Source organism: Nocardia sp. NPDC058058 (assembly GCF_042885355.1).
Lineage (GTDB): Bacteria > Actinomycetota > Actinomycetes > Mycobacteriales > Mycobacteriaceae > Nocardia.
The window spans coordinates 192,430-218,311 of sequence record NZ_JBHVSA010000006.1 but is presented as its reverse complement, the minus strand read 5'-3'; the positions used below and the strand labels follow the sequence as shown (position 1 = coordinate 218,311).

The 25,882-nt window shown below is 68.2% G+C and carries 21 protein-coding genes; 14 read left to right on the top strand and 7 right to left on the bottom strand.

All coding sequences use genetic code 11. The features are described from left to right. Positions 1-156: 156 nt before the first annotated feature. Positions 157-1,959: an AMP-dependent synthetase/ligase gene (locus ACFVUS_RS41870; protein ID WP_387780466.1), complete on the top strand. Its 1,803-nt coding sequence runs from the start codon at positions 157-159 to the stop codon at positions 1,957-1,959. On the opposite strand, the gene ACFVUS_RS41865 is transcribed toward ACFVUS_RS41870, so the two are convergent. Beyond that, the gene (locus ACFVUS_RS41865) at positions 1,950-2,834 is read right to left on the bottom strand and encodes an alpha/beta fold hydrolase (protein WP_387780463.1); all 885 of its coding nucleotides are present in this window, start codon (positions 2,832-2,834) and stop codon (positions 1,950-1,952) included. The genes ACFVUS_RS41870 and ACFVUS_RS41865 overlap by 10 nt on opposite strands. 378 nt (positions 2,835-3,212) lie before the next feature. On the opposite strand from ACFVUS_RS41865, the gene ACFVUS_RS41860 reads away from it, so the two are divergent. The 7 genes from ACFVUS_RS41860 to ACFVUS_RS41830 all read left to right on the top strand — a co-directional run bounded on the left by ACFVUS_RS41860 (position 3,213) and on the right by ACFVUS_RS41830 (position 11,633). Continuing rightward, positions 3,213-3,620: a hypothetical protein gene (locus tag ACFVUS_RS41860; protein WP_387780460.1), complete on the top strand. Its 408-nt coding sequence runs from the start codon at positions 3,213-3,215 to the stop codon at positions 3,618-3,620. A 102-nt stretch (positions 3,621-3,722) separates the two neighbouring features. Then, complete coding sequence (locus tag ACFVUS_RS41855) at positions 3,723-5,348, top strand: condensation domain-containing protein (RefSeq protein ID WP_387780457.1); 1,626 nt, start codon at positions 3,723-3,725, stop codon at positions 5,346-5,348. A gap of 3 nt (positions 5,349-5,351) precedes the next feature. Next, positions 5,352-6,812, top strand: coding sequence for a glycosyltransferase (locus ACFVUS_RS41850; RefSeq protein WP_387780454.1), 1,461 nt, complete (start codon positions 5,352-5,354; stop codon positions 6,810-6,812). Further along, positions 6,809-7,765: an ATP-binding cassette domain-containing protein gene (locus ACFVUS_RS41845; protein WP_387780451.1), complete on the top strand. Its 957-nt coding sequence runs from the start codon at positions 6,809-6,811 to the stop codon at positions 7,763-7,765. The genes ACFVUS_RS41850 and ACFVUS_RS41845 overlap by 4 nt, the downstream gene beginning before the upstream one ends. Before the next feature lie 79 nt (positions 7,766-7,844). Next, positions 7,845-8,678 carry an ABC transporter permease gene (locus ACFVUS_RS41840; protein WP_387780448.1) on the top strand — a complete coding sequence of 278 codons (834 nt, stop codon included), beginning with the start codon at positions 7,845-7,847 and terminating at the stop codon, positions 8,676-8,678. A gap of 15 nt (positions 8,679-8,693) precedes the next feature. After that, on the top strand, positions 8,694-10,034 hold the full coding sequence (locus ACFVUS_RS41835) for a hypothetical protein (RefSeq protein WP_387780445.1): 1,341 nt from the start codon (positions 8,694-8,696) through the stop codon (positions 10,032-10,034). A gap of 96 nt (positions 10,035-10,130) precedes the next feature. Then, positions 10,131-11,633: a flavin-containing monooxygenase gene (locus ACFVUS_RS41830; RefSeq protein WP_387780442.1), complete on the top strand. Its 1,503-nt coding sequence runs from the start codon at positions 10,131-10,133 to the stop codon at positions 11,631-11,633. Between the two features lie 65 nt (positions 11,634-11,698). Here the strand turns inward: ACFVUS_RS41830 and ACFVUS_RS41825 are convergent, their stop codons facing one another. Together ACFVUS_RS41825 and ACFVUS_RS41820 are read right to left on the bottom strand one after the other, a co-directional pair. Then, on the bottom strand, positions 11,699-12,235 hold the full coding sequence (locus tag ACFVUS_RS41825) for a hypothetical protein (protein ID WP_387780439.1): 537 nt from the start codon (positions 12,233-12,235) through the stop codon (positions 11,699-11,701). Next, positions 12,196-12,648: a hypothetical protein gene (locus tag ACFVUS_RS41820; protein ID WP_387780436.1), complete on the bottom strand. Its 453-nt coding sequence runs from the start codon at positions 12,646-12,648 to the stop codon at positions 12,196-12,198. The genes ACFVUS_RS41825 and ACFVUS_RS41820 overlap by 40 nt, the downstream gene beginning before the upstream one ends. Before the next feature lie 407 nt (positions 12,649-13,055). Between ACFVUS_RS41820 and ACFVUS_RS41815 the strand changes: the two genes are divergently transcribed. Next, positions 13,056-14,081, top strand: a complete 1,026-nt coding sequence (locus ACFVUS_RS41815) for a helix-turn-helix transcriptional regulator (RefSeq protein ID WP_387780433.1) — start codon at positions 13,056-13,058, stop codon at positions 14,079-14,081. Continuing rightward, on the top strand, positions 14,078-15,499 hold the full coding sequence (locus tag ACFVUS_RS41810) for an aminotransferase class I/II-fold pyridoxal phosphate-dependent enzyme (RefSeq protein ID WP_387780430.1): 1,422 nt from the start codon (positions 14,078-14,080) through the stop codon (positions 15,497-15,499). Before ACFVUS_RS41815 ends, ACFVUS_RS41810 begins: the two co-directional genes overlap by 4 nt. A gap of 22 nt (positions 15,500-15,521) precedes the next feature. On the opposite strand, the gene ACFVUS_RS41805 is transcribed toward ACFVUS_RS41810, so the two are convergent. Both ACFVUS_RS41805 and ACFVUS_RS41800 read right to left on the bottom strand, forming a co-directional pair. Continuing rightward, on the bottom strand, positions 15,522-15,860 hold the full coding sequence (locus ACFVUS_RS41805; protein WP_387780427.1) for a hypothetical protein: 339 nt from the start codon (positions 15,858-15,860) through the stop codon (positions 15,522-15,524). Between the two features lie 180 nt (positions 15,861-16,040). After that, on the bottom strand, positions 16,041-18,377 hold the full coding sequence (locus ACFVUS_RS41800; RefSeq protein WP_387780424.1) for an Rv1355c family protein: 2,337 nt from the start codon (positions 18,375-18,377) through the stop codon (positions 16,041-16,043). Between the two features lie 138 nt (positions 18,378-18,515). Between ACFVUS_RS41800 and hutH the strand changes: the two genes are divergently transcribed. From hutH to ACFVUS_RS41785, 3 genes are all read left to right on the top strand, one after another. Further along, complete coding sequence (hutH, locus tag ACFVUS_RS41795) at positions 18,516-20,042, top strand: histidine ammonia-lyase (protein WP_387780421.1); 1,527 nt, start codon at positions 18,516-18,518, stop codon at positions 20,040-20,042. Then, positions 20,039-20,821 (top strand): hypothetical protein, encoded by a 783-nt coding sequence (locus ACFVUS_RS41790; RefSeq protein WP_387780419.1) that lies wholly within the window; start codon positions 20,039-20,041, stop codon positions 20,819-20,821. Before hutH ends, ACFVUS_RS41790 begins: the two co-directional genes overlap by 4 nt. 63 nt (positions 20,822-20,884) lie before the next feature. After that, on the top strand, positions 20,885-21,943 hold the full coding sequence (locus ACFVUS_RS41785) for an aminotransferase class V-fold PLP-dependent enzyme (protein WP_387780416.1): 1,059 nt from the start codon (positions 20,885-20,887) through the stop codon (positions 21,941-21,943). A 24-nt stretch (positions 21,944-21,967) separates the two neighbouring features. On the opposite strand, the gene ACFVUS_RS41780 is transcribed toward ACFVUS_RS41785, so the two are convergent. Further along, a complete protein-coding gene (locus ACFVUS_RS41780) occupies positions 21,968-22,666 on the bottom strand; it encodes a hypothetical protein (RefSeq protein ID WP_387780413.1) in 699 nt (232 codons plus the stop codon). Between the two features lie 150 nt (positions 22,667-22,816). Next, positions 22,817-24,358 (bottom strand): carboxylesterase/lipase family protein, encoded by a 1,542-nt coding sequence (locus ACFVUS_RS41775; protein WP_387780410.1) that lies wholly within the window; start codon positions 24,356-24,358, stop codon positions 22,817-22,819. Between the two features lie 161 nt (positions 24,359-24,519). Here ACFVUS_RS41775 and ACFVUS_RS41770 point away from each other — a divergent pair, with 161 nt between their 5' ends. Next, positions 24,520-25,872, top strand: a complete 1,353-nt coding sequence (locus tag ACFVUS_RS41770; RefSeq protein ID WP_387780407.1) for an ROK family protein — start codon at positions 24,520-24,522, stop codon at positions 25,870-25,872. The last annotated feature ends 10 nt before the right edge of the window (positions 25,873-25,882 follow it).

Here is a 25,882-nt window from a genome sequence, read left to right as displayed (position 1 = left end):
CGGCACACTCGGGCGGGGTGCGCGGTGTTCGTCCGCACATTGTGATGCACCGCGCAGGGCTCCAGCATTGTGAGTTGGCCCCGGTTCGCGGGTCGTGCGAGAGTGTGCCCGCGTGCCGGACGCCAGGGGACCGGCAGCAGAGAGGTCGTAGAACAGATGGGATCCACCGCGGTTGCACAGCGCGAGTTCGAGGCGCACGCGTCCTACACCGTCGCCGCCGATGCGGCGCTGACCGATGTCGTCGACAACCTGGAGAAGGATTCGCCGAACTTCGTGGCGTTCCAGATCCCGAACGGGTCCGGCTGGACCGATGTGACGGCCGCCGAATTCGCGGGGCAGGTGCGCGCGGTGGCCAAGGGGCTCATCGCCGCCGGGATCGCGGCGGGGGATCGGGTGGCGCTCATGTCCGCCACCCGCTACGAGTGGACCCTCATCGACTACGCCATCTGGACCGCGGGCGCCTGCACCGTCGCCATCTACGATTCCTCCGCGACCGATCAGGCGCAGTGGATTCTCTCGGACTCCGGGACCGTACTGCTCATCGTCGAGAACGAGCGGCATGCCGCCACCGTCGCCGAGATCAGCACGCCCGATCTGCGGGAGACCCTGCGCATCGACGCGGGCGCGATCGACGAGCTGATCGAACGCGGAAAGTCGGTGCCGGACAGCGCGATTGCCGAGCGTCGCGCCCAGGTCCGCGCCGAATCCCCGGCCACGCTCATCTACACCTCCGGCACCACCGGACGCCCCAAGGGCGTGGTGCTGACGCATTCGAATCTGCTGGCCGAGTCCATCTCCGGCAAGATCGCGCTGCGGCATCTGCTCGCCGAGGGCAAGACCACCCTGATGTTCCTGCCGCTCGCGCACGTCTTCGCCCGCGCCATCGCGGTGGGATCGCTGGCCGCCAAGGTGACCGTCGCGCACACCTCGGACTGGACCACCCTCACCACCCAATTCGCTTCGTACAAGCCGGATTTCATCCTGGCCGTACCGCGCGTATTCGAGAAGGTCTACAACGGCGCGCGCCAGCAGGCGCATGACGGCGGTAAGGGCAAGATCTTCGATCTGGCCGCCGATACCGCCATCGCCTACAGCACCGCGCTGGAGACCGGCGGCCCCGGACTGGTGCTGCGGGTCAAGCACGCCCTGTTCGACAAGCTCGTATACGCCAAACTCCGTGCGGCACTTGGCGGCCGGTGCACCGGTGCGGTGTCCGGCGGCGGTCCGCTGGGCGCGCGGCTCGGCCACTTCTTCCGCGGTATCGGCGTTCCGGTCTTCGAGGGCTACGGCCTGACCGAGACCAGCGCCGCGGTCACGGTGAACACGGTCTCGCATATGCGCGTCGGCACGGTGGGCGTGCCCATCGAGGGCAATGCGGTGCGCATCGCGCAGGACGGTGAGGTCCTGCTGAAGGGTTCGGTGGTCTTCGACGGTTACTGGAAGAACGACGCCGCGAACGCCGACGCCTTCACCGAAGGCTGGTTCCACACCGGCGATCTGGGTGCGCTGGACGCGGACGGCTTCCTGTCCATCACCGGCCGCAAGAAGGAAATCATCGTCACCGCCGCGGGCAAGAATGTCTCGCCCGCGCCGATGGAGGACACGCTGCGCGCGCATCCGCTGATCGGGCAGTGCATGATCGTCGGCGATAACAAGCCGTTCGTCGGCGTGCTGATCACCCTGGACCGCGATGCCCTGCCGGGTTGGCGCCAGCGCAACGACATTCCCGCCGACGCCACCATCGAGGATCTCACCGTCAACCCGATCCTGGTCGCGGAAATCGATGCGGCGGTGGCGGATTCGAACAAGAAGGTCTCGAAGGCCGAGGCCGTCAAGAAGATTCGCATCCTGTCCGCCGACTGGACCCAGGAAACCGGTGAGCTGACACCCAAGATGTCGCTGAAACGCGCTGTGGTGCTGGAGAAGTACGCCGACGACGTGGCGGCCATCTACTCCTGATCGACCCGGTCGTACCGACCGGCGAATTCCAACACCCGGCCGATGACCTGCTCCGGCAACACCCAGAGCAGGTCATGCCCGGCCCCCGGACAGATCTCGACATCGGCCCCCGGCAGCACCCGCCGCACCCGCGCCGCCGCCACCTCCGGATCATGCACCACCGTCTCCGCCCCGAACAGTGCCAGCACCGGCGCGGAAACAGCGGCGAACCGCTCGTCGGACAGCGGCTTCGGCCACGGCAATCCGGGACGGAACTTCAAGGTCCCCAACACCATTGCCCATTCCAGCTCGTCGAGTTCGACACCGGGCTGGAGCCAGGTGTTGAACTTCTCCAGCTTCGCGCGGCTGGGCCGGACCCCGGCGGCCATGAACTTGCGCAATACCCGCCACGGCGGCCGGGCGAAGGTGGCGGGCGCGGTTTCCAGCAGGCTCAGGGTGGCGACCCGTTCGGGCCGGTAACCCGCCACCACGGCCGCCAGCCAGCCGCCGAGGGAATAGCCGACCACGTGCGCCTGTCGCACCCCGAGCCCGTCCAGCACCTCGGCGGCCCACCGTGCGATATCGGCCTCGTCTCGCACCGGAGCGGTCTGCTCGCACCGGCCCGCCCAGCCGATGATGTCCGGGGCGTAGACGACTCGGCCCCGGCTCAACTCGGCGATGAACGGCTGCCAGAACAGGCTGCTGCCGCCGATGCCGGGAAACAGCAGCAGGGGAGCGCCGTTACCATCTCCCGATTTCCGCACATGTGTTGTCCCGTAAGAGGTTTCGACCTCGAGATCCACCGCGGGCACCGGCCAGCGGGCGGCCAGCGCGTCGTAGGTGGTCCTGAATTCGGTTCGTGCCTGCTCGCTGACGAACCGCCCGATCTTCGCCATCATCTCCCCTTCACTTGGTGATATGAACGTATCACGGAAGTGGTACGTCCATCCCATCAAAACCGCGTTGCCGTGACCGGGGCGGATTGTGCGCGCACCGCTCGAATTCCGCGCGCTGACGGGCGGGAAAGTGAATGAGTGGGCAATTTGTGTTTTCAGTGGCGTGGCGCACAGTAAAAGGGCGTGGGAACAATCCGTTAACCATTTGTTTGCACGCCCTTGTGTTGCGAATTCGAGATAAGAGTGATGTTCTTGGTTCGCGCCAGTCTCGGCGCATTCCCGGCAGCGTCGCCGCCGCTCTCTCAAACTGCTCGTCAGCCGAGTCGCCGTTTTCGGCGCACCGCTCCAACTGATGAAGGTTCGAAAGGATTTCAGGCCATGAACGCACGTATCGTCACCCGGGTTGCCGCTTTCTGTGCCGGCGCCGCTCTGACATTCATCGCGCCTGCCTTGGCTACCGCCGCACCGACGGGAGGCGATATCCCGCCTCCCGTCGATGCGGGCACTCCCGCCCCCGTTCAGTCCGTGCTTCCGGCGCTCGGATCGGGTAGCGCGGCCGCCGGAACAGGCAGTTCGACCGGAGCGGGCGTACTCGGGGCACTCGGCACCGGCAGCTCCGCCGCGGGTTCGCTGGCCGGGCTCGTACCCGGACCGGGCTCGGTGCTGAGTCTGCTGGGCACCGGCAGCGGCGCGGCAAGTGGTTCGGCACAGGCGGGCGGCACGCTCGCGCAGGCACTCGGATCGGGCAGCGCCGCAGCGGGTGCGGGCTCCTCGGGTGTGAAGTAAGTCAATAGCTTTCAATTCGCCAGACGTGAATTGACGGGCGTGGAATTTTACGGAATCCATACGCCCTCACCGCCGGGCATGAAATTCGATGAGGACATCGATATGGAATACACACATCTTTCCGAATTCGCCCTGCGCCCGGGCACATTGACCCTGTGGCGGCCGGAACTCGCACCGGGACAGGAGTGGACGGGCGATCCCCGGCCCTTCACCAGCGTGCACGTCCGGCACTGCCTGGACACCGACGCCACCGATCCCAAGCCGGGCCGCGGTCGCTGGATCGGCACCATCTTCGAAATGGACGCGGCCTTCGAACCCGAACACTGGCGCGAGACCGTGCGGCTGTGGCACGCCCGGCACGAGGGACTGCGCACCACGCTCGACCGCGACACCGGCGCGGAACCGCGCCGACTGGTATGCGCGCCGGAGGCGGTCGCGGTCGCCGCCGAACCGGTGCCCGAGCTCACCACACCCGGCGCGATCACCGAATACCTGTGCGACGCTTTGGAATCGCGACTGTCCGCGCTGGTGTGGCCGCACTGCCTGCTCGCCACTGTGCAGCACGACACCGATGACTTCACCGTGCTGATCGCCGCCGATCACTCTGTGATGGACGCGTATTCGCAGGCCATCGTGATCCTCGAACTGCGTACCCTTTATCGCTCGGTGGTGGCGGGTGAACCGGTCCGCGAGTCCGTGACCTTCGGCAGTTCGGCCGACTTCGCCGCCCTCGAGCGCAGCACCGCCGCCGGGCTCACCACCGAATGCGATGCCGTGCGGCTGTGGCACAACTTCCTGGACGGTTCCGGCGGCATGCTGCCGCGCTTCGAACCCGCCATCACCGCGGGCAGCGGCACCCAGTCCGAACTGCCGCAGACCAGCGTTTCGCGAAAACTGCTGGCACTGGATGAACTCGAACACATCGAGACCATGGTCACCGCGCGCGGACACCGGTTGTCCGTGGCGGTTTTCACCGCCCTCGCCATCGCGTACCGGCGGGCCTTCGGTTACATCTCCATGCGGGCGATCATGCCCATCGCCACCCGACCGGATTTGAAATGGCTCGAATCCATGGGCTGGTTCGTGAATGTCGTCCCCATCGACATCACCCTGTCTCCGGATCTGGATCTGGACAACGCCCTGGAATCCACCCGCAAAACCCTGCGCCGCTCCAAGGTCGCCAATGACGCCACCTGGACCCGCGCGCTGGAGCTGCTCGGCTGCGAGGACCGCCCCCGCTTCGGCATCTCCTTCCTCGACATCCGGGTGCTGCCAGATTACGAACTCGTCGAATCCCTGCGCGGCCACACCCTGCGCGCCGAGTCCTACTCCGGCGACGAGGTCTTCTTCTGGGTCGTCCGCGCCGCCGACGGCCTGCGCCTGTCCACCCGTTTCCCCGCCGCCTTCCCCGCCCACGAAATGGATCGCTTCCTGATCGAATTCACCCGCGCCATGCGCGAATTCGGTGGCGCGAGTTTCGTGGATCGCGAATCGGACGCCCTGGCGGAGACCGGTGACCTGGTTCGTGAGGTGACCGACTTCCCCGAGACGGAAGTCGCCTCGGCCACCGGGCACCAGGCCGATCGCCGGGGTCCGGGGGCGCGCGGCGGGCTGGGCGAACCCATATCGTCCGCGGTGCCCCAGTCGCCGGCCGTGGTGGCGGCGGAATGCGCGGTGGCCGCGAATGACGCAGCGGTGCAGCGGGTTCCGGTCGCGGTGCAGGGCTGAGCCATGAAGGTGCTACTGGCCTTCGCGGGCAGCCGGGGTGATGCGCAACCGGGGGCGCTGCTGGGCCGGGAGCTGGCCGCTCGCGGACATCGGGTGACGGTGGCGGTATCGCCGAATCTGGTGGAATTCGTGAGCGGGCACGGGGTTTCGGCTGTCCCCATCGGTGTGGACAGTTCGGAACTCCTGCGTGCGCAACAGCGCGATGAGCGATTCTCCAGCTGGAGTCCGGTGGCGCGGGTGCGGGCGGTGGTGGATCTGCAACGCCGCGGATTCGCCGAGGCCGCCCGGGATCTGCTGGCTATCGCCGGGGACGCCGACGTCCTGGTGACCGGAATGGCCTGCGAGGAACTCGCCGCCGAAGTGGCACGGTCGCGGGGGATTCCGCTCGCCGCCATGCACTTCTTCCCGATTCGGCCGAATCGATCCGTGCCGGTGGTGCCCGCGTCCTGGGCGAGCCGCCTGCCCGGATCAGCGCATCGGCTCGGCTGGCAGGCGCTCACCAAGGCTCGCGCCTGGGCGCTGGCCCGCGAGATCGCGGCCCTCCGCGCGGACCTGTCCCACGCCGCACGGCTGGCAGCCGCCGGCCGAACCGATCGCCCCGCGACCGACGATCGCCCGGCGGCCCGTGGTCATTCGGCGGCGGGGCTCGGCGATACACCGGACTTTCTGTCCTACACCGCAATTCAGGCGTACGACGTCGAACTGTTTCCCGGGCTGGCGGAAGAACTGGGTGATGCGCCCGTCACCGGATTCCCGGTCGTCCCCGGCCGGAGCCCGGCGGCCGAGACTTCGGCGGTGGATTCGCCCGAACCGCTCTCGCCGCTGTTGGCGCGGTGGCTGCGGGCGGGCGAGCCGCCGGTGTACGCGGGCTTCGGATCGATGCCGGTCGCCGATCCGGACTCCGTGCGGCAACTGGTGCGCGAGGTGGGCAGACGCGCGAATCGCCGGGTGCTGTTGACCGGCAGCATGTTCGAGCCCGAGCTGACTCCGGAGTTGGCGGTGCTCCCGCAGGTCGACCATCGCGCGGTGCTGCCGCGCTGCGCGGTCGCGATTCATCACGGCGGGGCCGGGACCACCGCGGCCGCATTGCGCGCCGGGGTGCCGTCGGTCATCTGCTCGGTGCAGGCGGATCAGCCGTTCTGGGGCCGCCAGCTGACCGCGCTCGGCCTGGGAGCCACGCTGCCGTTCACGGAATTATCGGCGGATCGCCTGGAGCAGGCACTGATTCGCGCCACCGAGCCCACCGTCCAGCTGCGCGCCTCGGCCTACGGCCTGCGATTCCGCGACGACGGTGTCGCCAGGGCCGCAGACGTCATCGAGTCGCTATCGACCGAAGCGACCGACTCTCTGTCCGCCGAAGCGGCTGAGTCCGTTGCACCGCAAGATAATTCAGTACCGTCGCGCACTTCTCCGGCAGAGCTGCCGGACGGTGCGGCGGTCCTCAGGATCGGAGATGTGCGATGAGCGCCGAACTCGCTATCGAAACGGAGTCGCTGGGAAAGACTTTCGGTTCACTGACCGCGGTCGACAAGGTGGACCTGCGGGTCGAGGCCGGTACGGTATTCGGCCTGCTCGGCCCGAACGGCGCGGGTAAGACCACCACCGTGCGCATGCTCGCCACCCTGCTGCGCCCGGATTCCGGGACCGCGAGCGTCTTCGGCCACGATGTACTGCGCGATGCCACCGCGGTCCGCTCCATGATCGGGCTGACCGGTCAATACGCCGCCGTGGACGAGAATCTCACCGCCCTGGAGAATCTGCGCCTGTTCGGCCAGCTGCTCGGCCTGACCCGCCGTGCCGCCGCCCGCCGCGCCGAGGAGCTGCTCGAGCAGTTCGAGCTGACCGCCGCGGCCCGCCGTCGCGTCGGTACCTTCTCCGGCGGTATGCGCCGCCGTCTCGACCTGGCGGCCACCCTGATCACGCTGCCGCCGTTGATCTTCCTGGATGAGCCGACCACCGGTCTGGACCCGCACACCCGCGAGAGCATGTGGTCGATCGTGCGCGAACTGGTCGGCCGCGGCGCGACCATCCTGCTCACCACCCAGTACCTCGAGGAAGCCGACGCCCTCGCCGACCGCATCGCCGTCATCGACCACGGCACCGTGGTCGCGGAAGGCACCGCGGCGGAACTCAAGTCGTCTCTCGGCGAGGAAATGCTCCGCATCGACCTGGTCGATGCGGCCCAGCGTCCGCTGGCGGACGCGGCCGTCGAACGCATCGTGGGCGTCACCCCGCTGCACGGTGACACCCCCGCCACCCTCTCGGTCCCGCTCCGCGATATCGACAGCGCCGCCGATGTCATCACCGCCTGCCGCGACAGCGGAATCCGGCTGCGCGGCTTCGCCGTCGACCGCCCCGACCTCAACTCGGTCTTCCTCACCCTCACCCGCAAGACCGAGCGGAGGGCGTCCGCATGACCGCCCGCACCGACTCTCCGCAATCGGCGGCGCTCGCACCCGCCGCATCGAATTCCCGTACCGAGAGGAGGACTCGCGCATGACCGTCCTCACCGAGACCCCCGTGATCGCCGAGCCGCAGGCTCGGATCGAGCGCAAGCCCACCGTCCGGCACGTGGGACCGCTTGCGGCACTGCGACAGTCGCTGACCATGGCCAAGCGGGGCATGCTGACCTTCCGGCACAGCCCGCAGCTGCTGTACGACGCGGTGCTGCTGCCGATCATCGGGCCATTGTTGTTCGGCAGTGTGTTCGGCACCGCCATCGCGGGCAGCATGCACGCCTACCTGCCGACCCTGATACCGGGCGTGCTGGTGCAGATCGTGCTCACCTCGTCGGTGGCCACGGGAGTCCAACTGTCCGAGGACATTCGGTCGGGTGTCTTCGATCGCTTCGTCGCCATGCCGATCGCCAGATCCGCGCCGGTCACCGGTGCGCTGGTGGCCGGGGCCACGCGCTATGTGATCGCCGCGCTCATGGTGCTGGTGGTCGGCTACGGGATGGGCTATCGCCCGGAACATCCCGGCGGGCTGGTGCTGGGCGCACTGCTGGTGGTGCTCGCCACCACGGCGCTGAGCTGGATCTTCGCCTTCATCGGCGTCACGGTGGCCAAACCGGCCGCGGTGCAGGGCATGTCGATGCTGGTGCTGACCTTCCTGAGCTTCGCCTCCAACGCCCTGGTGCCGGTGGCGGCCATGCCGACCTGGTTGCGGCATGTCTCGGACTACAACCCTGTCTCGCATCTGGTGGCGGCCGTGCGCACCCTCGCCGACGAGGGCCGCGCGGGCAGCGACCTGCTGTGGTCGGTGGCGGCGGCGCTGATCGTCGCGATCGTGTTCGCCCCCTTGACCGTTCGCACGCTACGCAATCGCTGATTCGGAGGATCCGGGATGAACCGGCTGACCGCAGACGATGATCTGTTCCTGAAACTGCACGCCCTGTACGGCAACGCCCTGGTCAATCAGCTGGCCTGGCGTTTCGACGAACCCGTGGATCCGGCCGTGCTGGAACGCTTTCACGCGCATCTGGCGCACGGCTTCCTGGCCCGGCGGGTGCGCACCACCGCGATACCCCTGGCTCGCCCGTGGTGGGTGCCCGCCGCGCAGTCCATTCCCTTGGCGTCGCAGTCCGAGCCGGTACCGCAAGACGGTGTGCTGGACTGGTTCTTCGAGCAGAGCCGCGTCGACTTCGATCCGTCGGTGGGCCGGGTCTGGCGACTCTCGTCCGCCCCCACCGCCACCGGCGGCATGCTGCTGTCCCTGGTCACCTCGCATGTCGGCGCGGACGGCGGCGCGGTGCTGTACGCGGTCGGCGATGCCCTGGATCGGCTGGATTCCGGTGCGCCGGTGGATATCGCGAGCAGTTCGGGCCGTCTCGTCGGTGATCTGCCCGCAACGGGGTTGTACCGCAGGCACTTCGCCGACGCCTTGGGCCAATTGCGCGCCGCCGCCAAGGGGATTCGCGCCGCCGTCGCGGCTCGTGGCGTCCAGGAACCGGCCCGCAATCCGCGCCCCGCGGAACCCGCCCTCGATCTGCCGGACCGGCACACCGCCGCCAGTCTCGTGGTGGAAGTCGGTCTCGCCGAATGGAATACGGTCGCGGCCGCACATCAGGGCACCGCCAACGGTCTCATGGTCGGTGTCGCGGTCGGCATTCTCGGCTGCACCGGGCGCATCGCCGATGGCGCGCAGGTGCGGGTGGACATCCCGCATTCCATGCGCCTGCCGGACGATCCGCGCGGTAACGCCACCACGGGCCTGCCCATCGCCGTGCGGTACCGGGCGGGTGAACTCACCGACCTCGCACAGGTCCGCGCCGCCATCAAGAGCGCCGCCCGCGCCTATGCCGATCCGGCGACCACGCCCGCGCTCCAGCATCTGCAACCGGTGCAGATGATGCTGCCGAAGTTCGTGCTCGACCGTTTCTCGCGCACCGCCAAGGCCCCGGAATGCCTGTGCACCAATCTCGGCGAAACCGGTCAGACGGTGGCCAGCTTCGCCGGTACGCGCGCCCGCTCGGTGCTCATGCGCCCGGTCGTGTGCACCAATGACACCGAACTCTTCCGCCGCGTCGAGGTGGGTCTGAATCTGTCCTGGTCCAGCGATGGCGAAACCGTCACCCTGGCGGTGACCGGCGCGGATCCGGATCGTTTCCCGACCCGCGAGGCACTGCGCGAATGCGTGGCCAAGGAGTTCGCCGCCTGGGGGCTGCACCCGGTTTTCTGGTCCTGAACCCGCGTCAGAGTAGACGTTACTATGGATAACAGATAACATGCGGGAAACCCGGACGACGGAGCCCGGGCATGAACAGACGAAGCGAGTACCTCAATGACGCGGCATGTCGACGTACTGATCATCGGCGCGGGCCTGTCCGGTATCGGCATGGCCTGCCATCTGACCCGGGAGAACACCGGTCGCAGCTACCTGATCCTGGAACGCCGCACCGCCATCGGCGGCACCTGGGACCTGTTCAAGTACCCGGGCATTCGCTCGGACTCCGATATGTACACCTTCGGCTACGGCTTCCGCCCGTGGATCGGCACCAAGGTGCTCGCCGACGGCCCGCACATCCGCCAGTACGTCGAGGACACCGCCGCCGAATACGGCGTCACCGAGCACATTCGCTTCGGCCGCAAGATGACCACCGCGAGCTGGGACAGCGCCGCCGGACTCTGGACCGTGCAGGCCCTGAACGAGACCACCGGCGAGACCGAGACCTACACCGCGAACTTCGTGGTCGGCTGCACCGGTTACTACGACTACGACAAGGGCTACCGCCCCGAGTTCCCGGGCGAGCAGGACTTCGCCGGGCAGATCATTCACCCGCAGCACTGGCCCGAGGACCTCGACTACACCGGTAAGCGCGTGGTGGTCATCGGCAGCGGCGCGACCGCCATCACGCTGATCCCGGCCATGAGCGATAAGGCCGCGCACGTCACCATGCTGCAGCGCTCGCCCACCTATATCGCCGCGCTGCCCGCCAACGATCCGGTCGCGGTCGGTCTCAAGCTCGCGAAAGTGCCTGCCGCCATTGCCTATAGGGCGGGCCGGGCGCGCAATATCGCCCTGCAGCGCGCGAGTTACCAACTGTCCCGGACCAATCCGAAGCTGTCCGCCAAGCTCATGCTGGCCGCGGTGCGCGCCCAGATCGGCTCCGGCATCGATATGCGGCACTTCACCCCGTCGTACAACCCGTGGGATCAGCGCCTGTGCGTGGTGCCCAACGGTGATCTGTTCAAGACGCTGCGCAGCGGTAAGGCCTCCATCGCCACCGATCAGATCGAGACCTTCACCGCGAACGGCATCAAGCTGCGCTCGGGCGAGGAGCTGGCCGCCGATATCGTGGTCAGCGCAACGGGTTTGACCGTGCAGATGCTGGGCGGGGCCACCCTGGAGGTGGACGGCGAGCAGCTGGCGACGCGAGATCTGGTGGCGTACAAGGGCGCTCTGCTCGGCAATGTCCCGAACCTCATGGTGATCCTGGGCTACACCAACGCCTCCTGGACGCTCAAGGCCGACCTGGCCGCGGAGTACTTCTGCCGCCTGCTCAACCATATGAAGGCCGAGGGCTACACCGAAGTCGTGGCCGTGCCCGAGGAGGGCGATCGCTCCGAGGCCTCGCTCATGGGTGGTGCGCTCACCTCCGGATACATCCAGCGCGGCGACGGCGTCATGCCGCGCCAGGGCACCCGCGGTCCGTGGCTGGTGATCAACAACTACTTCCGCGACCGCGCCATGCTGCGCAAGGGCGCCATCGAGGACGGCATCCTGCGGTTCCGTCGCCGAGTGCGCAAGGCCGAGCCGGTGGCGGCCGAATCACGTTCCGCCTGACCATGATTGCGTGACCGCCGGGCGGTGGCGATGTCCCCTCCGCGCCACCACCGCCCGGCACTCGGTCAGGCTCTGGTGGTGCCGATCAGCAATGCCGCCAGCACCAGGCAGGTGGCCGCGGTCATGGAGGACACGGCCCAGCGGCTGATATGCCTGCTGCCGGTGCGGATATTGGTGACGGTGGAGGCCCGGAACTCCCCGGTCCGGCTCCGATGTCCCTCGGCGAAGGCCGGATCACCGAGCTGTAGATCGGTGCCGAACCAGGGCAGGAAGTGCAGTGTCCAGTGCGCGCCCGCGTCATCGGTGATGCGCAGGCGCATGCCGGTGCGCCATCGAATCGGCGCGAACGGCCGTGCCAGGCGCGAGATGAGCCCGATGCGCGCCCCGGCCGCCAGATGTATCAGTAGCGCTGCCGCCGCCACCGCGCCGACGGTGCTGAGCATGATCGTGCGGGAGAGCGGCGGCACGCCCTCCAGGAAGAGCACGGCGGTGCCGAGCAGAAACCAGAACGGTTGCAGCACCGGCATTTCCATCGGTCTCGGATCCACGGTGACGGTGCCGATCAGGCTCGACCGGCGGTAGCCTGCGGTCGGCAGCGGCACTGCCGCGACCCGAGACAGTGGCCATGCGCAGCCGGGGCGGTGCCCGGCCGCGCTGTGCCCGGTCCAGCCGCAGCGTTGACATCGGAGGATGGCGTCGGAATACACAGATTCTCCTGACTCCGGAGTTGATCGCGCTGCGCCATCCGAATCGACAGGCGCAGCACGACTTCCCGAAGGGTGGTGCCGAGTTCACCGGCCCGGATGGCGGCCAGTTCCAGGGCGAGTTCGCCGTCGGCGAGGGCGGGATCGCTCAGGATCTCGTCCAGCACCATGCCGCTGACGGCCTGTTCGAAGCTCAGCGGCCGGTCCGGCAGCCAGCTCAACTCCCACTCGTGTTCGGAAGTAGTTGAGCGCAGGGCGATTTCGGGAGTCACGTCACTGGTTATCAACCACGTGGTGAATGCGAGGGCCATGTGAACACCTCCTCGGGAAGTGCAGGCGGTTCCGCGGCTGAAACCGCCTGTGCCATCAAGGGTATGCGATATCACACATGGCAAAAAGCGAGTTCTTGTGGTGCGGAGCGCTATCGGTGATCGATATGGGATATGAAAAAAGCGTAGAGCTGACTCGGTATCCGTAATGTGCTCGCGAATAGGCCGAAAGGCTTGAAATCTGAGGCGAAAATGCTTGCCGCAGAGCATGGATGACTACCGCGCAAGCTTCGAGTAGCCGCAGTTCGGGCCTATTTTTTCGGCTGCAACCTTGCAAAACGAAAACTCGCCGGACTTGCCTGGCACACATGACACATCGTGCTTACTATGGGTGCCGCATGGCACGTGGTGGCACAGCAAATTTTTCGAACTCCGATGGGAGAGGCAGCATGTCTCGCTCAGCCGCGGACGGCGAGCAGGTCGGCGAGCTGGTTCGCCGACTCCGCAAGGAACGCGATCTCACGCAGTTGCACCTGGCCGAACAGGTCGGCTGTTCGCGCAGTCTGATTCAGCAGATCGAGAACGGCACTCGTATACCGCCGCTCGCGCTGCGTGAGCGGCTGAGTTCGGTACTGGGCGAACGCATGCCGGTCGTCGGCACCGAAACCCCGGCCGATCTGGTCAGCAGTGATCTGCGCATGCAGTTCAATATCCTGCTGGGCAAGGATCCCGAATCGGTCGCCCGGGTGCTCGCCATCGCACAGAGTCTGATCGATGTCGGCGCCGCGCGCAGCGAGGTCACCCCGCTGGGCTTCATCGCCAAACGACAGCTCGAACGCGCGGAAGAGCTTTTGACCCAGATCCCTTCGGGTAGTGCCACGGTATGGGAGTGGAACACCATCAATGACTGGCTGACCGTGCTGGGCCGCGCGTCCCAGGCGATCTGCGCCATTCACACCGCGGACCTCGGAGCCATCGGCGGCGACCTCGGCGATGAGTACCACCTGGAGATCATGCGCATCGCGCGCGCCGGGGTCTCGGTGCGGCGGCTCTACGTCATCGACGCCATCGCCGATGTGGTGCCCTACGAGGACAAGATCTGGCAGCAGGTGCGCGCCGGTGTCGAAACGGTGCTGGTGGATCGCGTACACGCGAGCAACGCGCAGAGCATGTTGATCGTCGACCAGAGCTATGTGACCACCGGCGAATACGATTACGCGCGGCGCGAACGCGTCGCTACCCGCTTCTCCGCGCTCAAACACGATGTTCAGTTCGCGCAGAGCAGGTTCGACAAACTATACGAACTCAGGAGTGCCGGAATGGCCCTCGTGGTCAACGAAATCATGGCGCAGCCCACGCTGGCGCGGTTTCCGAGGCTCGGACCCGAAGACAGTCGTGCGCTGTTCCGCACCGCCCTGGCCGATTCCTGGGCCGAGGGTGCGGGCGCGTCGAGCGGTGAAGGCGGGTACCGGTGACCGAACGCACGGCAGTGCTGTGCCCGGACCCGGTGCGACTGACCAATCGCTCCGATGAGCGCAAACAGGCCGCACGCGCCTTCCTCGGCCCGCATCCGCTGTTCCCGGGCACCGCGGGCCGGGTGTATCGCGGTGTCATCGACGCCTATCACGGTGAGACCGGGCTGGAGATGGACGAGTTCACGATCGAGGCGTTGAACACCGCCTGGCGTGAGCTGATGACCCGCACCCAGCCCGAGGAGTATCGGGACGGGCGGCTGTACGACAAGAAGCAGCCGCTCGTACTGCGAAAGCTGGCCGCGGACAGTCTGTTTCAGCGGTTGCACGCGCCGGTGCCGGAGGTGCCGGGTGTGCGGGTCGATCCGGCCGAGGTGCTGGTGTGCCCGTATTCCAGCACGGTATTGCTGGAGGAGGCGATCGCCACCATCGCGCGGCCGGGCGGGGTGCTGGTGTGCCCCGAGGGGTACTACAAGAGCGCCAGCGTGCACATCGCCAAGTACGGGCTGCGCATGGTGTCCAGCGCGGCGACGGCGGATCGCGCCTTCAAGATCGACCCCGCCGAATTGGCGCGAACGCTGGAACATCATGCCGCGCAAGGGGATCTGTGCGGCGTCATGCTCACCCTGCCCGGCAATCCGGTGGTGGCGGACTACACCGTCGCGGAACTGGCCGAGATCGGCCGGGTGCTGGTCGCGGCCGACGTGCCGATCATCTGCGATATGTCCTTCGATCTGCTGGTCGACGATCATCTACCGATCGCCGCGATCACCGTGCGCACCCCCGACGGCCCGGTGCGGCTCTACGATCGCGTACTCAGCATCACCGGAAACTCCAAGGCCTACAATGCCTTCGGTCCGAACAAGATCGGCGCGGCCTGCTCCGGAAACACCGCCTGGCTGGACGAGATCCGCGCCCGCCTCGCCGTCTCCTTCCAGCGCGAGACCACCCACCTCGCGCGCGCCACCATCGAGCACACCACCCCGGATCGGTTGGCCCGCAACCGAAATCAACTGCGCACCCAGGTCGACGCCGCCTGGGAACTGCTGGCGGCGGTCAACACCCGCCTCGGTCAGGACCTGCTGCACCCCCTCGGCAGCAGACAGGGCATGTTCCTCACCGTCGAATTCGACACCGCCCTACTCGCCGCCGCCGGCGTGCACACCAGCCCCGAACTCGAGGACCTGCTCCTCACCATGGCCGGAATCGACAGCGTCGCCCTCGGCCGCACCGGTTCGCACCGCCTGGGCGTCCGCCTCAACGCCGCCGCCCCCCGCTACGGCGCGGGCCGCGAGGACCAGGCCCTGGAGCTCCTACACCAACTCTTCGACCGCCTCGAATGCCTACTGCTACGCCTGCGCGACGGCATGACCTACGAAGATGCCCTGTCGGAGCGCCGAATTCCCGCCATCACGTCCTGAACCGCACCGGGTGATCGGCGCGTCATGCGCCCACGAGGAACAGGGCGGTGAGGAAGCTTGTCGTCAGCAGGATGACGCTGAGCAGGATGGTGGCGGTCCAGCCCAGGTATTTGCGGAGTGGATCCAGCACGCCCGCTTCGGTTTCGGTGGCCATACCCCAGATCAGCAGGGCGACGACCGACAGGTGAATCGCGATGAAGGTGGCGAAGGCCGGTCTGTTGTGCAGGGTCCAGCCTTCGAGGGTGGCGGCCTCGAACAGGGTGAGCAGGGTCAGGGGTACGGCTATGCGTACTCGGGTGCGTGGTGTACGGGCGATGAGTAGCCAGCACACCAGGGGCAGGAGCAGCACCAGGCGGAACATTCGGTCAGCTTATGATCCGGATCAGGCCGGGGTCGGACCACTTCCGAGGCGGGCGCATGTGAGCGGTAGTGAGCGAGGGCGCATATCAAGTGGGACAGCGGATTTCGGTGTGAGGTCAGCGCCGACCGGGCTGGGCGGCGGTGCATGGAGCGGTGGTGGGTCGGGCGGTGGATCTCGATGTCAGCTCAGGGTGAGTACGGCGTCCAGGGGCAGGCGCAGAGAGCGGGCGGTCGGCGGGGCGGCATGGGCCAGGCGGAAGAGCAGGATTTCGGCGTGGTCGGCGGGGGCGTCGAAGAGGCGGCGGTAGCGCTGGCGCAGGGTGGTCAGTTGGGTGCGCTCCTGCGGATCGAGGCCGGTGCCGCCGCCGCGTTCCAAGCGCGCGAAGAGGTAGGGCAGCGCGGTCATCGGTTGCAGTGCGATGGACTCCCGGGTGGCGGTGAGCCACAGCCGCTGCATGATCCGGCCGCCGCGTAAATAGCTCTCGCGGGCCGTACCCGGAACCGTGAGCAGGCATACCGCGGAGGCGGCGGCGACGGCGCTGCGCGAGAGATCCTCCAGGGCGCGGCCGCCACCGATGTCCCGCAGACAGCGCATCACCTTCCAATCGCGGACCAGGTGCAGGGCGGTGCGTTCGGCGGCGGTCAGTTCGGCGGTGGCCAGATCGAGGCCGTGCCGCTGGGTGCGGGCCTCCTCCGGGGTCCAGCGATAGCCGCGCATGGCCTGATGATGCATCGACTCGTTCAGCAGGGTGAGGCGGTCGGCCGCGCCTATCAGCGCACCGGCTTCATCGAGATCTTTTGCGGTACAGAGGAATTGCAGACCCGCGCCGTGTGCTTCGGCGGTGGTGGCGAGCACGTCGGCTATCTCGGGTTCCAGTTCGCGGTGCTCCTGGCGGACCCGGTTGGTGACCCGGGTGACCACGTGGGAGCCGAGCCGGTCGACGGTGAATGTGGCCGGGGCGGGGCTGAATTGGACGGTTGCCACCAGATCGGGCGCGGTGGGATCCGGCCAGGTCTCGGGATGCGCGCACAGCCCCAATTGGGCGGCTGCCAGCTCGATGTTCTCCAGTAGCGCACCGAAACCCACCCAGGTAGCGCAGTTCTCGAAGTCCAGCGCGGGCAGGTCGCGGGCCGCGTCGTGGCGGCATTCCAGGTGCGCGCGGTCGCGTCGCCAGCGCAGGGTCCAGGGCTGAGCGTTGTGCGCGGACGGCGCGAGCGTCCCCAGCGCGGCGATCCAGCGCACCGCGTCGTCGGAGAGCACCTCGCGGTCGTCCGCGGTGGTGATCCTGTCCCGTGCGGTGCCGCCGTCGCGCGCGGCGGTGTAGTTGTCGCGCCCGCCGCCGTTCTCGCGTCCCATGCCGCTGTCTCGCGGGACGCAAAATACCTCGCGCCCGGTGGGCTTGGGCGGCAATGCCGGGTTGGCGCGCGCCTCGGCGGCGATGGCGAACGATGGTGCGGGAGTGGCCGGTTCGCGGTACAGCGCGTGCCGCTCGGTGACGAGTTCGCCCGGATCGACGTGGTAGCGGCCGGAAAGGATCGGCTCGCCCAGGAGTAGGCGGCGGGCGGTATCGGCGATGATCGCGCCGCCGAGCGCCACACCGGAGGCCAATTGCGGCCAGCTGCCGATGGAGTGGCCCACCTCGGGCAGGGAGGCGGCCGCGCGGGTGCTCGGCGCACCGAGGATGGCCATGATGTACGGGATCTTGTCCCGGGTGGACAGGCCGCGGAGTTGTTCGGCGCGTAGCGATCCCAGCAGACCGTGCAGCAGTGGGCGATCCGGTTCGAGGTCGAAGCGCTCGACATCCAGCATGCCGCGGTCGCTGGTCTCCATCAGCACCGGAATACCGTGTGCGCGTGCGCGTTCCCGGATCAGCACCTTGGTGTGCAGGTCATCGCATTCCTCGATGAGCAGGTCCAGCCGCCCGCCGCCGAGGAGGAAGTCGTCGATGAAGGATTCGCGAATACCGTTGCTGTGCAGTTCGATTCGCAGGAAAGGATCGATCTCCAACAGTTGCCGGGCGGCGAGCACGGTCTTGTCGACGCCGAGATCGGCGACCCGCGCCCGCAGCCGGTTCAGGTTGGTGAGGCCGAGCCGGTCGAAGTCGGCGAGCTTGAATTCCCCGCCGATGCCCTCCATCGCGAGGGTGACCGCCGCGGCATTGCCGACCGAGAGCCCGACGATGCCGATGCGCATACCGGCCAGCCGCTGCTGTTCCGCGACCGTGATCTTGTACCGATTGCGGTCGGCGCGCACCGCGCGGAACTCCTTCTCGGGCAGCAGATGTACGAGATCACCGGTCCACGGGTACCAGACCCAGATGCCGTACTCGGTGAGATCGCCGGGCGTCGCCGTACCGCGCGTGGTTCCGAGTTGCCGCAATTGTCCGGTAATCGTGTCATGTATTCGCGGGGCGGCCGAGGCGCGGAGTTCGGCGAGCGCGAGCCGATCCCTTTCCGAGGCCGCATTGAATTGAACTGGCCGCCATTCAGAATTGTCGGCGTCGATCCGGGTCCGCATTATTCAGGTCTACACCCGGAACACTCGATCATGGCTATGATTGGAATAGCTGATCACTGGCTGAATATCGCTTGTTTCCATTGCTCTATCGCGTTGTCGAATGCTGCGAACTGGTGCTCGGGGGAGAGGAAACCAGTCGTGACCGTGTCATCGGCTCCGACCCGCGTGCTGCGCTTTCCGGGCACGCTCACCACACCACATCTGGAAGCCGCGCGGGGTCCGGTCCGCGTGGAGATCTCCGCCGCCGCCCTACGTTCGGTGGCACAGTGCCGCGACTTCGTCGATGAGCTGATCCGTTCCGGCAGACCGGTTTACGGCGCCACCACCGGCTACGGCGCGCTCGTCGGATATCGCGCCGGGCCCGATGGCGCCGAGCATTCGCAGGGGCTGGTCGACTTCCTCTCCGCCGGTCAGGGACCGCCGCTGCCACCGGAGCTGGTGCGCGCCATGCTGCTCGCGCGGGTATGGAGCCTGGCACACGGCAATTCGGGCGTATCGCCCGCCGTACTGCACCATCTGATCGAGGTGCTCGGCACCGCCCTGGCCCCGGTGGTCCCGGAATACGGATCCGTCGGCGCGAGCGGGGATCTGGTGCCGCTGGCGCACGCCACCGCCGCGCTCATGGGCCGCGGCGATATGTTCGAGGGCGCCGAACGGCTGCCCGCCGGGGTCGCGCTGGCTCGCGCGGGTCTGTCCCCGCTGCCGCTGGCGGGCCGCGACGGACTGGCGCTCGTCAATGGCACCGCGTTGACCGGCGCGGCGGGCGGACTGGCCTGCGCGCAGGCATTGCGCGCGGTGCGCACCAGCCTGCTGCTCACCGCCGCATTGGCCGAAATCCTCGGCGTGGAAACCGAATTCGCGGATGCGGCGCTGGTCGAGGCGTCCGGTCACGGCGGCGCGGGAATGGCCGCCCGGCTGCTCCGTGCCCTGCTGGCGGGTTCCGTGCCCTCCGGCGCGCGCCCGCTCCAGGAGCCGTACAGCCTGCGCTGCGTGCCGCAGCTGGTCGGTGCGGCGCTCACCTCGGTGCGGCACGCGACCAGCGTCGTCACCGCCGATCTCAATGGCGTCAGCGACAATCCGCTGTTCTTCCCGCAGGTGGGGGAGGTGGTGCACGGCGGCAATTTCTTCGGCCAGCCGGTCGCCTTCGCCGCGGATCTGGTGTCGAGCGCGCTCACCCAGCTGGCCAATCTCGCTGAGCGGCAACTGGATCTGCTCATGGACCCACATCGCAATACCGGATTGCCGCCGTCGCTGTCCGCCGCGCCGGGTCGTCGGCACGGTCTGACCGGCGTGCAGATCGCGGCCACCGCGATCGTGGTGGCCATGCGCCGCGCCGCGATTCCCGCTGCGATGCAGAGCATTCCCACCAACCAGCACAACCAGGACATCGTCCCGTTCGGTACGCAGGCCGCGCTCACCGCGTACGACCAGGCGCGCAAACTGCGCTGGATACACGGCTCCCTGGCGGTCGGGTTGCGGCAGGCGTTATATCTGGCGGGCAGTCCGCCGCTGTCGCCATCGGGTGCGGACTTCTTCGAACGGCTCTGCGCCACAGTCGCTCCCGTCGACCCGGACCGCCCGCTGGATGTGGATGTGCGCCGCGCGGCGGATCTGCTGGACGACATATCGGCCGCGGACTCGGAATTCGGAGGGCAGTGGGAATGACAGTCGCGCCGGAGAACCTCGGAAAACTGGTGCTGTGTCTCGAATCCACGGTGCACGCAAGGCCATCCGAGGCCGGCATGCGTGAATCCGCAAGAGGGCAGGATCATTCCGCAGCGGGCGCGCCGAAACCCGTGGGAAGGGCGCCGGAATCCGATTTCGAGCTGCCGCGCTGGCTGGTCGAGTTACGCGAATTCCGGGCGCGCATAGCGTGGAACAGCGGCCGCCGCCCCGACTTCCGGCAAACCGACGGCACCTTCGTCGATCCGGATCCGCACGATCTGAGCGCCTACCACCTCACGGTGCGGACCGATACGGGCGAGCTGATCGCATGCTGCCGCTACGCGCCCTTGGAAGCACTGCCGTGCAGTCGAATTCGTGAACTCGATCCGGGCGGGGCGGACCGTATCGCGGGCGAACTCGGCTGCCTGGACACCGAGATGCTGGAGGGTGGACGGCTGCTCGTCGCCATGCAGTGGCGGCACTACGGCCTCGCCACCGAACTATTGCTCGCCGGAACGGCTTTGGCCCGGCTGCTCGACCGTCGCGCCATCTGGGGCACCGCCGGGGTCCGCGACGGTCAGGAGCATGTGTTCCTGCGCCTGGGCTACCACTGTGCGGCGGCCGATCTCATTCCCGCCCCGCACTACGATGACGAACTCCGCATCATCGTGTGCGATCCGGCGCGCGTTCCGGCCGCTATCGAACCGCGCATCACCGCGCTCGCCACCGAACTGCGCGGTCTGCTCGACCGCATCGAACCACACCGCACCGGAACGTGAATCATGCCAGTTCCGGTGCCGGTGGATATTTCGCGCCGAACGCCGGATGGGCAGACTTGGTAGATGACGATCGCGTCGAACGCCCTGCTGTCCGATGCCGTCCGGGAGGCGTTCGCCCCGACGGTCACCTATCTGAACGCGGCCGGATACGGGCTCATGCCGAAAGCGGTGCTGGATGCCGTCGAAGCGGCCGAACGCGGCCGGGCGAGCGGTGAATTCGAGATAGCCGACGTGGACGCGACCATGCGCGCCTGCCGCGCCGCCTTCGGCGAACTGGTCGGTGTGCGCGCGGATCAGGTCGCGGTCGGGGCGCAGGTCTCCCAGCTCATCGGCCTCATCGCGCAGAGCCTGCCGCCGGGCGCCCAGGTGCTGGTGGGCGAACACGAGTTCACCTCGGTGACATGGCCTTTCCTGGCCCGCGAGGATCTGCGAGTGCGAATCGTCCCCATGGCCGAACTGGTCGCGTCGGTGCTGCCGGAGGATGACGTGGTGGCCGTGGCGGTGGTCCAATCGGCCGACGGATACGTGCTGGACGCCCCGGCCCTGACCGCCGCCGCGCACGCCAACGGCGCACGCGTGCTGCTCGATGTGAGCCAGGCCGCGGGCTGGCTTCCGGTGCACGACACCGGGGCCGACTGGATTGTCAGCGTCGGCTTCAAATGGCTGCTCGGTCCCAAGGGCACCGCGTTCCTGGCCGGAACCGACGCCGCGCTCGACGCGTTGCGCCCGATCGCCGCGGGCTGGTACGCCGGTGACGATCCGTGGCAGACCTGCTACGACGCTCCGCTGCGGCTGGCGCGCGATGCCCGCCGATTCGATGTATCGCCGGTCTGGCCCGCCTGGCTCGGCCAGCGCCCGGCACTGGAACTACTGCTCGCGGTGGGCATCGAGAACATCCGGCGGCACAATATCGCGCTCGCGAACCGCCTGCGCGCGGGTCTCGGTCTGCCCGTGGGTGATTCGGCCATCCTGTCGATACCGGTGCAGCCGCAGACGCTGGAGCGACTGCGATCCGCCCGCGTGGTGGGAGCCGTGCGCGCCGGTCGGCTGCGGCTGGGCTGTCACCTCTACAACACCGAGACCGATATCGACCGGGCGCTGAATGTGCTCACGGGCCACTGACTTTCGCTCACCCGTGATCGACGCTCAGATCGGCTGGAACCCCGCGCCCAGGCCGCCGTGCGCGTCCGCATCCGCCCGGATCGCGTCGAACGACACCGCGACCACCGGAGAATGCAGCGGATTCGCGGAATTGGTACAGCTGAAACGCATTCCGAGGGTGTCGTTGATCAATGCCCGGGAGACCAGCCCGACCAGCCGATTGCCCACGGTCAGCGGACCGCCCGAATCGCCGTAACTCGAGCACGCCTGATCGATGAATCCACCCGGGCCCGCGGACCATACGATGCCGCAGGCGAATCCGATGGTGCGCCCGTTCTGGCAGGCCACATCCAAAGCCGTTGGCGCCGCGCCGATTTCGGTGATGGTCGTCGCGCCCACCGTGCGCAGCGGGGTGACCTTGGCCGGATCGAATTCGATGACGCCGTAATCGAGATCGTTATCGGAGTCCCGCATCACCCCGACCACGCCCGCGTCCGGGAACTGTTCGCCGCGCACCGGTGTCCCCGACTCGGCGCAATGTCCGGCGGTGAAGCCGACCAGGCGTCCGGCGGCGTCATTGCCGATGGTGGTGAGGGTGCATTTGGTGGATCGACCGAGCACGATGCCGGATCCGCCGCCGAGCGCCGCCTCGGTATCGCCCGGCGCGGCCTGCGCCTGTGCGGCCGGCAGCCCGGCCATGGCCACCATGACGGCGGGTACGGCCCACCGGCGAAATCCGAGCATCTGGAACCACCCATCCGTCTCGACACGCTCCGACCTCGGAGTTGCCCTCAGTTTGCCATTGCGGTGCATGGACCGTGGCATACCCCGTGCGCCCGCCGCCACGCCCGCCGGTGGATATTCGGCGTGGCGGCGGGCTCGGCCGGTAACCGGTCAGCGCGACCAGAGAGCGCGCTGACCGGCGAAGGGATCGGCCTGCACCCGGGGCGAATCCGACCAGATCATGGTCTGCCGCTGCTCCGGGGTGTAGCGCGGCCAGGCCGCGCCGGGATCGCCCGAGGTGATGAAGGACACCCAGGATGTGTGCACGGCGTCCGCGAGGGACTGCGGCGGATTGTCACCGGCCACCGCGGTGACACCCTGCGCCTTCAGACAGTCGAAGGCGAACGGCACATCCAGGCAGTGGAAGGAACTGCCCGCGAACTTCGGCGCACTCGATGCCCAGGTGAACTCGTACAGCCAGGTGGGCTGATTGCGGGCCGCGCGATCCTCGGCCAGCCGGTAGGTGGGTGCGCGCAGCAGCAGATCGCTCTGCGCCTGACCGAGCAGCTGCGCGGCATTGTCACCGGGGTAGGCGGTGCGGAAGGCGTCGATATCGGCGGGCGGCAGGCCCAGGGCGGCGAAGGCGACGGGCAGGGTGGCGTCGGTGACGGGCTGCTCGCTCGCCATACCGTTGAATTCGTCGCGGGTGAATCCGAGCAGCAGCGGAACATTGGTCGCCCCACCGGATTTCAGCAATTCCGGGGTGGCCAGCGGAATGGTGCCGCCATCGGCGAATGGAGCCAAGCCCAGTGCGGACACGGTTCCGCTGTCGGGGCCGATGGCGCGCAACTTGTCCTCGAGATCCTGAATCTGGCTGCCGGACAACCCGTTCAATGCCGCTGTCGTGGCGGGCAGACCGGTGCGCCTGGTGAACAGTTCGGCCTCGGCGACGGCGGTCGCGCGATCATTGGGCTGCGACACCGCGCCCGAGGCCGAAATACCCGCGTGGAAAAGACCTTTCGCGGATGGCGCGGCCATCAGCGCCCACACCGCACCGCCGCCCGCGGACTGTCCCGCGATCGTCACCCGGCCCGGATCGCCGCCGAACGCGGCGATATTGTCGCGCACCCAGGTCAGCGCCGCGATCCAGTCCAGCACCCCGCGATTGTCGGGTGCGCCTTGGACCTGCAAGAACCCCTCGATGCCGAGCCGATAGCCGACGGAGACCACGATTACGCCGTCCCGGTTGAAGGCCGCGCCGTCGTACCAGGGGCTGGCCGCGCTGCCCGCCACGAAGCCGCCGCCGTGAATCCACACCAGCACAGGCAGTTTCGCCGTGGTGTCCGGGGTGAAGACATTCAGGTTCAGTACCCCGTCACCCGGGATGCTCGGCTCCGGAATCGCCGTCACCTCGGACAGGGCCTTGCGCTGTGCGGTCGGCCCGGACTTCGTGCAATCGAGCGTCTCGCGCCACGGGGTCGGTGGCGCCGGGGCCGCGAATCGCAGCTCACCCACCGGCGGCTGCGCGTAGGGGATACCCAGATACGCGGTGCCGGTCTCGCGGCGCACGCCCTTGACCGGTCCATATGTGGTGGTGACCGTGTCCGCGGAACCGGTCTTGTCATCGGACTTGCTCGTCGAACACGCGGTGGCCAAGGCCAGTACGCCCGTTCCGAGCAGGAGTGAGCGGCGTCCGAAGTGCGGTACTGGCATGGCGAACCTCTGGTCCATATTTAAGTCAACGGTTGAAATAATTATCGGCCAGCATAATGTCGACCTGTGAAGCACGCACCCTCGGGCAGCCCCGACGTCTCGGCAGCGCAGACCGCTCCGGTTGCGCCGTGAGTACGACAGGCCGGGCGGGGGATGGGGCCGTGAGCGGGGATCTCGCGCGCCGCCCGGTCGATTCCGCCGCGGTGCGCCGCCGCAATCTGGGTGCGGTGCTGCGGCATATCGCCGAGCACGGTGCGTGCGCGCGGACCGATATCGCCGCCGCCACCGGATTGGCACACGGTTCGGTGACCGCGCTCGTGGGAGATCTGATCGAGCGTGGACTCGTGCGCGAGGACGATGCGCTGCGCAGCGGCGGCCGGGGTCGGCCGGGTCGGCCGTTGCGGCTCGTCGCGCGCCGGGCGCTGTCGGTGGCCGTGCAGATCACCTCCGAGCAGCTGCGCGTCGTCGTCGCCGATCTCGGGGGCGTGATCGTCTGGCGCGAGTCCGTCGCGCATCACAGCGCGCCCGGCCGACCGGAATCCATGGCCGATGCGGTCGCGGCGGCCGTCCTGCGCGCCGAGCGCTGCGCTGTCGCCGCGGTACCGATGGCCGGCCCCGGCGGGCGGGGTGATGTCGAGAGCGGTTCCGCCACAGTGGCTTCCGTCGCTGTCGCGGCCGGACCCGGAGAGCCGCGAGCGGAGGAGCCGGCGGATTCGGTGCTGGTGCGGATCGTGATCGCGATGGCGGGGCCGGTGCGCGACGATGCCGCGCAAACCGTCCTGGCGGCGGCGGATTTCGGGTGGTTGCGACCGGTGCGGCTGGGTGAGCTGGTGGGGGAGCGGCTGCCGGGGATCGGCTGCCCGATCGATGTGGTCAATGACGGGAACTCGGCGGCGCTGGCCGAGTATCACGCGCGCGGGCGGCGCGGCCGGCTGGTGTTGATCGAGGCGGGCACCGGTATCGGCGGTGGCGTTGTGTTGAACGGGCGCATCGAGATCGGCAGTCACGGGGTGGCGGGAGAGCCGGGGCATCTGCCGGTCGCGCTGGACGGGCCGGTATGTCTGTGCGGGGCGCGCGGGTGTCTGGTGCTCTACGCCGGTCCGGAGGCGGTGCTCACCGCCGCCGGGCTGGGGGAGGAGCTCACTCACACGGGGCTGGAGGCCGCGTCCGCGCGGTTGATCGAGGCGCTGGCGGTGGGTGACACGCGGGCCGTGCGTGCGCTCGAGACCGCCGGCCATGCGCTCGGCGCGGCGATTCTGGGCATCACCGCACTGCTGGATGTGGATGAGGTCGTGCTCGGCGGGCTGCTGGCGCAATGGTTTCCCTGGCTGGAGCCGACCATCGGAACCCGGCTGGCCGGGCGGCGCGCGCTGGCGCGCGGGGTGGAACTCGGGATCGCGCCGGCGGTGCTGGGGGCGGACGCCATGCTGCTCGGTGCGATCGAATTCGCCAGGCGCACAGTGCTTTCCGATCCGTCCACGGTTCCGTTGCGGACGGTCGCGCCCGGGGTCTGAAACACGCCCG

Bases quoted from the DNA above. Each gene is read 5' to 3' on its own strand.
- ACFVUS_RS41835 (WP_387780445.1), top strand. From the start codon at position 8,694: ATGAACCGGCTGACCGCAGACGATGATCTGTTCCTGAAACTGCACGCC.
- ACFVUS_RS41865 (WP_387780463.1), bottom strand. From the start codon at position 2,834: ATGGCGAAGATCGGGCGGTTCGTCAGCGAGCAGGCACGAACCGAATTC.
- ACFVUS_RS41830 (WP_387780442.1), top strand. From the start codon at position 10,131: ATGACGCGGCATGTCGACGTACTGATCATCGGCGCGGGCCTGTCCGGT.
- ACFVUS_RS41840 (WP_387780448.1), top strand. From the start codon at position 7,845: ATGACCGTCCTCACCGAGACCCCCGTGATCGCCGAGCCGCAGGCTCGG.
- ACFVUS_RS41845 (WP_387780451.1), top strand. From the start codon at position 6,809: ATGAGCGCCGAACTCGCTATCGAAACGGAGTCGCTGGGAAAGACTTTC.
- ACFVUS_RS41820 (WP_387780436.1), bottom strand. From the start codon at position 12,648: ATGGCCCTCGCATTCACCACGTGGTTGATAACCAGTGACGTGACTCCC.
- ACFVUS_RS41785 (WP_387780416.1), top strand. From the start codon at position 20,885: ATGACGATCGCGTCGAACGCCCTGCTGTCCGATGCCGTCCGGGAGGCG.
- ACFVUS_RS41800 (WP_387780424.1), bottom strand. From the start codon at position 18,377: ATGCGGACCCGGATCGACGCCGACAATTCTGAATGGCGGCCAGTTCAA.
- ACFVUS_RS41850 (WP_387780454.1), top strand. From the start codon at position 5,352: ATGAAGGTGCTACTGGCCTTCGCGGGCAGCCGGGGTGATGCGCAACCG.
- ACFVUS_RS41870 (WP_387780466.1), top strand. From the start codon at position 157: ATGGGATCCACCGCGGTTGCACAGCGCGAGTTCGAGGCGCACGCGTCC.
- ACFVUS_RS41815 (WP_387780433.1), top strand. From the start codon at position 13,056: ATGTCTCGCTCAGCCGCGGACGGCGAGCAGGTCGGCGAGCTGGTTCGC.
- ACFVUS_RS41860 (WP_387780460.1), top strand. From the start codon at position 3,213: ATGAACGCACGTATCGTCACCCGGGTTGCCGCTTTCTGTGCCGGCGCC.
- ACFVUS_RS41780 (WP_387780413.1), bottom strand. From the start codon at position 22,666: ATGCTCGGATTTCGCCGGTGGGCCGTACCCGCCGTCATGGTGGCCATG.
- ACFVUS_RS41790 (WP_387780419.1), top strand. From the start codon at position 20,039: ATGACAGTCGCGCCGGAGAACCTCGGAAAACTGGTGCTGTGTCTCGAA.
- ACFVUS_RS41805 (WP_387780427.1), bottom strand. From the start codon at position 15,860: ATGTTCCGCCTGGTGCTGCTCCTGCCCCTGGTGTGCTGGCTACTCATC.
- ACFVUS_RS41775 (WP_387780410.1), bottom strand. From the start codon at position 24,358: ATGCCAGTACCGCACTTCGGACGCCGCTCACTCCTGCTCGGAACGGGC.
- ACFVUS_RS41855 (WP_387780457.1), top strand. From the start codon at position 3,723: ATGGAATACACACATCTTTCCGAATTCGCCCTGCGCCCGGGCACATTG.